This window comes from Streptomyces sp. ATLC9, from assembly GCF_057196705.1.
In genome coordinates, this window is sequence record NZ_JBXUOY010000237.1 from 1 (window position 1) to 7921 (window position 7921).

General features: G+C 75.1%; 7 protein-coding genes. 2 read left to right on the top strand and 5 right to left on the bottom strand.

What is annotated here, in order from left to right; genetic code table 11:
* Positions 1–150: 150 nt before the first annotated feature.
* The 3 genes from AC2CJA_RS20930 to AC2CJA_RS20940 form a co-directional block, all read right to left on the bottom strand.
* Positions 151–1218 carry a prenyltransferase gene (locus AC2CJA_RS20930; protein ID WP_484604218.1) on the bottom strand — a complete coding sequence of 356 codons (1068 nt, stop codon included), beginning with the start codon at positions 1216–1218 and terminating at the stop codon, positions 151–153.
* Positions 1215–1973: a class I SAM-dependent methyltransferase gene (locus AC2CJA_RS20935; protein WP_484604219.1), complete on the bottom strand. Its 759-nt coding sequence runs from the start codon at positions 1971–1973 to the stop codon at positions 1215–1217. Before AC2CJA_RS20935 ends, AC2CJA_RS20930 begins: the two co-directional genes overlap by 4 nt.
* Before the next feature lie 66 nt (positions 1974–2039).
* The gene (locus AC2CJA_RS20940; RefSeq protein WP_484604220.1) at positions 2040–3401 is read right to left on the bottom strand and encodes a glycosyltransferase family 4 protein; all 1362 of its coding nucleotides are present in this window, start codon (positions 3399–3401) and stop codon (positions 2040–2042) included.
* 304 nt (positions 3402–3705) lie between these two features.
* On the opposite strand from AC2CJA_RS20940, the gene AC2CJA_RS20945 reads away from it, so the two are divergent.
* Together AC2CJA_RS20945 and AC2CJA_RS20950 are read left to right on the top strand one after the other, a co-directional pair.
* Positions 3706–4326 (top strand): TetR family transcriptional regulator, encoded by a 621-nt coding sequence (locus tag AC2CJA_RS20945; protein WP_484604221.1) that lies wholly within the window; start codon positions 3706–3708, stop codon positions 4324–4326.
* Positions 4327–4482: 156 nt separating this feature from the next.
* Positions 4483–5088: a LuxR C-terminal-related transcriptional regulator gene (locus AC2CJA_RS20950; RefSeq protein ID WP_484604222.1), complete on the top strand. Its 606-nt coding sequence runs from the start codon at positions 4483–4485 to the stop codon at positions 5086–5088.
* A gap of 108 nt (positions 5089–5196) precedes the next feature.
* On the opposite strand, the gene AC2CJA_RS20955 is transcribed toward AC2CJA_RS20950, so the two are convergent.
* A complete protein-coding gene (locus tag AC2CJA_RS20955) occupies positions 5197–7056 on the bottom strand; it encodes an ATP-binding cassette domain-containing protein (RefSeq protein WP_484604223.1) in 1860 nt (619 codons plus the stop codon).
* A partial coding sequence (locus tag AC2CJA_RS20960; RefSeq protein WP_484604224.1) for an ATP-binding cassette domain-containing protein occupies positions 7053–7921 on the bottom strand: 869 nt, incomplete at its 5' end. The genes AC2CJA_RS20955 and AC2CJA_RS20960, both read right to left, overlap by 4 nt.

Sequence of the window (7921 nt, forward strand, 5' to 3'; positions counted from 1 at the left end):
CCCCCGGCGAGCCGGGGCGGCGGTGGGGGTCGCGCCCCCCCGCGGGACCGCGGGCGCCCCCGACACACGTGACGCGTGCGTGCGACGGGAAGCGGGACGGTGGGACGGCGTGCCGCGTTCCCGCGCCCGCCGCGGAAGGACGGCCCCGGCTCAGCAGCAGCCCGGCTCCAGCCCGGCCGGCAGCCCCTCGCCGCCGAAGACCGCGACCGTGGCCTCGTCGCCGCCGAGCGCGGCCACGGCCAGCAGCAGCGAGCCGGCCGTCCAGGAGGTCAGCTCCTCGGGCCAGAAGGCCTCGTCCTCGAAGACGTAGCCGGTCCAGTACAGGCCGCCCTCGGCGCGCAGGTGCTGCATCCAGCGCAGGATCTCCAGCGCCCGGTCGGACTCCCCCATCACCCACAGGGCCAGGGCGAGTTCGGCGCTCTCGCCGCCGGTCACCCAGGGGTTGGGCAGCACGCAGCGCACGCCCAGGCCGGGGACGACGAAGCGCTCCCAGCCGGACTCGATGCGCTCCTTGGCCGCGGCCCCGGTCACCGCGCCGCCCAGGACGGGGTAGTACCAGTCCATCGAGTAGCGGTCCTTGTCCAGGAAGCGCTCGGGGTGGTGGCGCACCGCGTGGCCCAGCCGGCCCAGCGCCAGCTCCCAGTCCGGCTGCGCCTCCTCGCGGTGCCCGGCCAGGGCCAGCGCGCAGCGCAGCGCCTGGTGCATCGAGGAGCAGCCGGTCAGCAGGGCGTCGGTGACGGGAGTGCCGTCGGCCTCCCGCTTCCAGCCGATCTGACCGCCGGGCTGCTGGAGTTCCAGGACGAACTCCACGGCCGCGCGGACCACCGGCCACATGCGGTCCGCGAAGGTGTCGTCGCCGGTGGCGAGGTAGTGGTGCCACACCCCGACGGCGACGTAGGCGCAGAAGTTGGTCTCCTTGCCCAGGTCGGTGGGGCGGGCCGCGTCCCCGTCGGCGTAGGCGGCGTACCAGGAGCCGTCCGCGTTCTGGTGCTCGGCCAGCCAGCGGTAGGCGGCCGCGGCCCGCTCGTGCTCACCCGCCGCGTCCAGCGCCATCGCGGCCTCGACGTGGTCCCAGGGGTCGAGGTGGTGGCCCCGGAACCACGGGATCGCGCCGTCCTCGCGCTGGAGGGCGGCGATGCCCGCGACGGTCCGCTCGGCCTGCTCGGCGGTCAGGACGCCGGGCAGGACCAGTCGTTCGGTGCGGCCCGGGCTCGTCACGCCGTCTCCCGGCCACAGGCGGCGTCGGCGGGCAGGCGCGGCTTGGTGGCGTAGGCCACGAAGCTCTTGCCCATCACCGGGTTGAGCAGCTCCTCGGCGAGGCGGGTGGCCAGCGGCTTCCTCATGATGTCCCAGACCAGCAGCTTGTGGTAGGCGCGCACCGGCAGCGCGGCGTCGTCACCGTCCCGGTTCACTCCGAAGGCGCACTTGAGCCACCAGTACGGGGAGTGCAGGGCGTGCGCGTGGTGGGTGCCGTACGGCCTCAGGCCCGCACCCCGCATCCTCGCCAGCAGTTCGTGGGCGCGGTAGATGCGGATGTGGCCGCCCTCGACCTCGTGGTAGGCGTCGGACAGCGTCCAGCAGACCTTCTCCGGCCCGTAGCGCGGCACGGTCACCGCGATCCGGCCGCCGGGGCGCAGCACCCGGACCATCTCGGCCAGGACACCCTTGTCGTCGGGGACGTGCTCCATCACCTCGGAGATGATCACGGCGTCGAAGCTGTCGTCGGGGAAGGGCAGGGCCAGGGCGTCGCCCTCCATCGCGGTGGCCTCGGCTCCCGCCGGGGCCTCGCCGGCCTCCTCCATCGCGGCGAACCACTTGGCGACCTCGCGGATCTCCTCGGCGTCGCGGTCCAGCGCGACGACGCGGGCGCCGCGCCGGTAGCACTCGAAGGCATGGCGCCCGGCGCCGCACCCCAGGTCCAGGACCCGGTCCCCGGGGGCGAGCGGGAAGCGGGAGAAGTCCACGGTCAGCACGGGTGTCTGCCTTCCTCGGTGCGGTGCTGGGGTGCTATGCGGTGCTCTGGGCGGTGCCAGGTGGCGCTAGGCGGTGCGGTCCGGTGACGGCCCGGAGGCGGGGCTGCGGGCGGCGACGGCGGCGCGGTAGTGCTCCACCGTGCCGCGGGCGGCCTGCTCCCAGGTGAAGCGGCTCAGTACCCTCTCCCGTCCGGCCGCGCCCAGGCGTGCCCGCAGTTCCGCGTCGCCGAGCAGCCTGCCCAGCGCCGCGGCGAGCGCTCCGGTGTCGGCCGGCTCCACCGCCAGGCAGGTCTCGCCGTCGGGGCCGGTGACCTCGGGGATGGCACCGCCGGTGGTGGCGACCAGGGGGGTGCCGGTGGCCATGGCCTCGGCCGCCGGCAGGGAGAAGCCCTCGTAGAGGGAGGGCACGCAGGCGATCTGGGCGCCGCGCACCAGATCGGCCAGCTCCCGGTCGCTGACGCCCTTGACGAACTCCACCGCGCCGCCGAGCCCGTAGCGCTCCATCGCCTCGGCCACCGGCCCCTTCTCCGGGCGTTTGCCGACGACGACCAGATGCGCGTCCGCGTGCTCGGTGCGGGCCTTGGCCAGGGCCTCGACGAGGTGGACCAGCCCCTTGAGGGGGACATCGGCGCTGGAGGTGGTGACTATGCGGCCGGGGATCTCGGGAACGGCCGCGTCGGGCGAGAACAGCCGGGTGTCGGCGCCGATGGGCACGACGTGGACGCGCTCGGGACACACCCCGAGGTCCTCGGTGATCTCCCGGCGGGAGGACCCGGAGACGGTCAGCACGGTGGGCAGCCGCCGGGCGACGCGCTTCTGCATACGCGTGAAGCCGTACCAGCGGCGCACCGAGGCCCGGCGCCTCCAGCCCCCGGCGGCCGCCAGATCCAGGCGGCGGTCGACGGTGACGGGGTGGTGGACGGTGGTGACCAGGGGGAAGCCGAGCCGGTCCAGGCCGAGCAGGCCGTATCCGAGGGTCTGGTTGTCGTGCACGACGTCGAACTCGCCGCGCCGGGCGGCCAGGTGGCGGCGGGCGCGCAGCGAGAAGGTCAGCGGCTCGGGGAAGCCCCCGGTCCACATGGTCGCGACCTCCAGCGCGTCGACCCAGTCCCGGTACTCCCCGGGCCCCGGGGTGCGGAAGGGGTCGGGCTGCCGGTAGAGGTCGAGGCTGGGCAGACGGGTGAGGGAGACCTCTCCCGGCAGACCGTCCGCCCGGTCCAGCACGGGGTAGGGCTGGGCGCCGATCACCTCGACGCGGTGGCCGAGCCGGGCCAGCTCGCGCGACAGGTGACGCACGTAGACGCCCTGGCCGCCGCAGAACGGGTTCCCCTTGTAGGTGAGCAGCGCGATCCGCAGCGGCCGGCCGCCGTCGGCGGCCTCGCCCGCCAGGGGTCCGGGCGCGGCGCCCCAGGTGGCCTCTGCCGTCACTCACGGCCCCCTTCTCGAAGGTCCCAGCGGCGATTTTCCGCCGGAGCGTAACCGCCGGGGATATTCTGGAACAAGTTTCAATGATGCCCCGGGTGCGCTCGGCCCGCGCCCCCGGCCCCGTCCGGCTCCAGGAGCGGGGCGGTTCCGGCTCGCAAGATTACCGGCCGGTAGAAGTTCCGGACCGAGCCGGTCCGGGTGATTCACGCCACGGCTCCGCCCTGCGGGGATGCGGCTCCCGGGCCCTCGCGGCCCGGCCCCGCGGCGGGAGCCGCCCGGGCCCGACGGGACAGACGGCAGGAGAGACTTGACGGCACACCCCGGCCTCCCCTCCGCCCCTCCGCTCACCGAGCGCCAGGAGGCGCGCCGCCGCCGCATCCTGGCGGCCAGCACCGGGCTGGCCCGGCGCGGGGGCTTCGGCGCGGTGCAGATGCGCGAGGTCGCCGAGTCCGCGGACGTCGCGCTGGGCACCCTCTACCGCTACTTCCCCTCCAAGGTCCATCTGCTGGTCGCCACCATGTACGACCGGTTGGAGCGGCTGCACGAGACGCTGCACCGGCATCCCCCCGGGGAGCCGGAGCCCGCCGCCCGGGTCGCGGTGACACTGATGCGCGCCTTCCGCGCGCTCCAGCGGGAGCCGGACCTGGCGGAGGCCATGCTGCGGGCGTTCACCTTCGCCGACCGCTCGGCCGGCGCGGAGGTCGACGCGGTCTCCCGGCTCACCACCGAGATCATCCTGGACGCGGTGGGAGCGCGGGGCGCGCCGACGCCGGAGCGGCTCTCGGCGGTCCGCGTCATCGCGCATACCTGGCATTCGGAACTGATCGGATGGCTCTCCGGTCGCATTTCGATCGAGCAGGTCCAAGAAGACATCGAAACGGTTTGCAATTTGATCACCATGGAAACGATCAGTGATGTGCGTCGGTAGCGCGAACCGATGATTCACGCGCCCCCCGATCACCCCCGGCACCTCCATTACTCACCGGTACTGTCCGAAACTCTGCGTTAACCAGTGCCATTTGCAGGTATCTGTTGACGGGTGTTCGACGAACGTCCCCCGATCAGGGCACTGGAGGAGCTGAACGTGATTCAGGTATTGCTGGTGCACCATTTCGGCCTGCTGCGATCCGGCCTGGCAGCGTTGCTCAACGATGCACCCGACCTGGAGGTACGCGACGTACCCTGGTCCAACGATCCCGGCCGGCTCCGGACCCTGCGGGCGGATGTGTGCGTCGTGGACCTGGACGGACCCGGGGCCCCGGACGTGGCCGGCATGGCGGAACTGTGCCGGCATATGACGTCGGCAAAATGCGGGCTACTGGTTCTGGCCACTCCCGGGCGGCCCGGCGCACTGCGCCGGGCCTATGACGCGCAGGCGCTGGGTTTCGTCAACAAGGACGCCACCCCTCAGCGGTTACTCGAGGGGATCAGAAACGTCGCCGCGGGAAAGAGATACGTGGACGACTCCCTCGCCCACGATCTGCTCCGCGCCGCCGACATGCCCCTCACCGCGCGGGAGCTGAGCGTTCTGTCGCTGGCCGCGAGGGGGGCGACGGTCTCCGAGATCGCCGGGCGGCTGCACCTCTCGCACGGCACCATACGCAACTACATGTCGGCGATCACCCGTAAGACCGGGGCGCGCAACAGAGTCGACGCCATACGGATATCCCAGGGCGCGGGCTGGGTGTAGCGCCGACGGGCGAGGGCCCGACCGGACCGCCGTCCGGCCGGGCGCACAGGTGCGCGGGCACGCGTACGTGCGCCCGGCCGGGTCCGTGCGGGGCCAGGGCCGCGGGTCTCAGGCCGGGGCGCTCTCCCGGCCGGGCCGGGCGGCGGGCCGGGCCTCACGGCCGGTGTGCCAGCGCCCCACCAGATCGCGGTACAGCGGGGAGCTCTCCAGCAGCTCATGGTGGCTTCCGGCGGTGGCACGGGCTCCGTCCATCACCAGTACCCGGTCGGCCCGGTGCGCCGAACTGATCCGGTGGGCGACCACCACCAGCGTGCCGGGCCGGTCCGCGAAGGCCCGCTCGGCACGCTCCTCCGCCTCCGGGTCCAGGTGACAGGTGGCCTCGTCCAGCAACACCAGGGGCGCGGGCGACAGATGGGCCCGCGCCAGCGCGATCAGCTGCCGCTCCCCCTGGGAGAGGGCGGCCGGGTCGATCACCGCGTCCAGCCCGCCCAGCGAGGCGGCCAGCGGGCCGAGCCCGACCGCCGCCACCGAGGCGGCCAGCCTCGCCTCCGGGCCGCCGCTCTCCGGCCCGCCGCCGGACGGACCGTCCGGGCACAGGTAGAGCAGGTTCTCGCGGAGGGTGCCGGTGAACACGTACGCCTGCTGCGGGATCAGCACACGCCGCCGCGCCGGCTCGCCGGCCCCCCTCCCGGCCGCGGGGGGCGGGGCGCCGTCCACCAGCACCTCACCCCGGCCGGGGGTGAGCAGGCCCGCCACCAGAGCGGTGAGGGTGGACTTGCCGATGCCACTGGGGCCCACGACGACCAGGTGCTCGCCGGGTTCGACGGTGAGGTCCACCTCCCGCAGCACCGGCTGGGCTCCGGGGCCGTAGGCGAAGGTGACCGAGCGCAGCTCCACCCGGGAGCCCTCCGCGGCGGGGGCGGGAGCGGAGGCCCCGGCGGGGGCGGGAGCCGCGGCGGGCTTCCCGGCCTCCGGCTCGCCCTCCCGCCCCGGTTCCGCGCCGACCAGCCGGTCCAGAATCACCAGCAGCCGGGTGCCCGCCGCTCCCAGGGCGCTCATCAGGGTGCGCAGAGCGGGCAGCAGCGACTGGGTCAGATACGTCAGCGCGCCCAGCAGCGCGCCCGCCGTGAGCCCCCGGTCCAGCAGCCACGGGGTGGCCAGCAGCAGCAGCACGATGGGCAGATGCCCGGCCACGCCCAGCGCCACGGTGCGGGCCGCGGCCCACCGGGCCAGCGAACGGGCCGCTCCCACCTCGGTGGCCACCAGCGTGTCCGCCTCCCCGGCGGTGGGCCGCTCGGCGCCGCACGCCACGACGTCCCGCAACCCGGCGGCGACGGCTCCGTAACGCGTGGAGAGGGCCTCGTCCGCGTCGAGGAAGTCCCGCTGGCGCGCCGCCATCGGCACCAGCGTGGCCGTGAAGAGCAGCAGTCCCAGCACCAGGGGCGGAAGGACGACCAGGAGCAGCAGGGGATGGAGGGAGGCCAGTCCGGCCAGCGCCCCGGCGGCGGTGAAGACGAAGGAGCGCAGCACCAGCACCAGTCCGGCGAAACTGTCCCGGGCCAGCTCGGTCTGGTGGGTGAGGCGGGAGACGGGGGAGCTGTCCGTCCGGGCCGGCTCGGCCACGGCACCGTGCAGGGCACGGGCCACCACCCGGCTCAGCAGACCGTCGCGCAGCGGTTCCACGAGGTCGGCCAGCCCGCGGAAGACCCCTCGTACGGCCAGGCCGCCGGCGACGGTCGCCGCGGCGGCCACCGCCAGCCAGGCCAGCCCCGCCCCGGTGCGCCCGGCCAGGAAACCGCGGTCCAGCGCCTGGGCCACGCCGTAGCCGACCAGGAAGGTCTGCGCGGACTCCAGCAGCGACCAGCCGCCGAGCCGGAGCAGGACGCGCCGCCGGCGGCTCAGGAAGCGCGCGGCGTGAGGCAGAAGGCGGCGGGCCGGGCCCGGGGAGGTACGGCCGGCCGGGCTCACCGGGGCTCCTCCGCCGCCGCACGGGCCGCCGCCCCGGCACGGCCGTCCGGGGCATCCGGGGCGTCTCCGGCCGCGAACACCGCCCGGTAGTCCGGCAGTTCCCACAACGCCTCGTGCGGTCCGACGGCCCGCACCCGGCCGTCCTCCAGCCATGCCACCAGGTCCGCGCGGGCCGCGGAGGAGACGCGGTGCGCGATCAGCAGCCGGGTGCCGGGACGCACCCGGCCCGTCAGCGCCCGGCTCACCTGGAGTTCGGTGACGCTGTCCAGGCTGGAGGTGGCGTCGTCCAGCACCAGCAGCCGTCCCGCGTGGGCGAAGGCCCGGGCCAGGCCCAGGCGCTGGAACTCGCCGCCGGACAGCGGCGCGTCCGCGAGCGCGGTGCCGTACCCGGCGGGCAGGCGGCGGACGAAGGCGTCCGCGCTGGCCGCCCGCGCCGCTTCCTCCACGGCGCCGGGGCCCGGGTCGTACGCGCCGAAGGCGACGGCCTCGCCGACGGTCTCCCCGAACAGGGCCGGCCGCTCGAAGGCGTAGCCGACCTCGCGGCGCAGCTCGGCGGAGCCGATCCCGTCCAGCGGGACGCCGTCGAGCAGCACCCGCCCCTCGTCGGGGTCGGCCAGGCGCCCGGCGAGCGCGGCGAGGGTGGACTTGCCCGAGCCGGACCGCCCCACCACGGCCACCGTGGCGCCGCCGGGCACCACCAGATCGACACCGCGCAGCACCTCGCGCCCGCCGCGCACCGCGGTGACGCCGCGCAGCTCCAGCCGTCCGGTGCCGTCCGGCGGCAGGCTCCGGCGGCCGTACGCGACCGGAGGCAGGGCCAGCAGCTCGCCGACGCGGCGGGCCGCGGCGCGGCCGCGCACCAGGG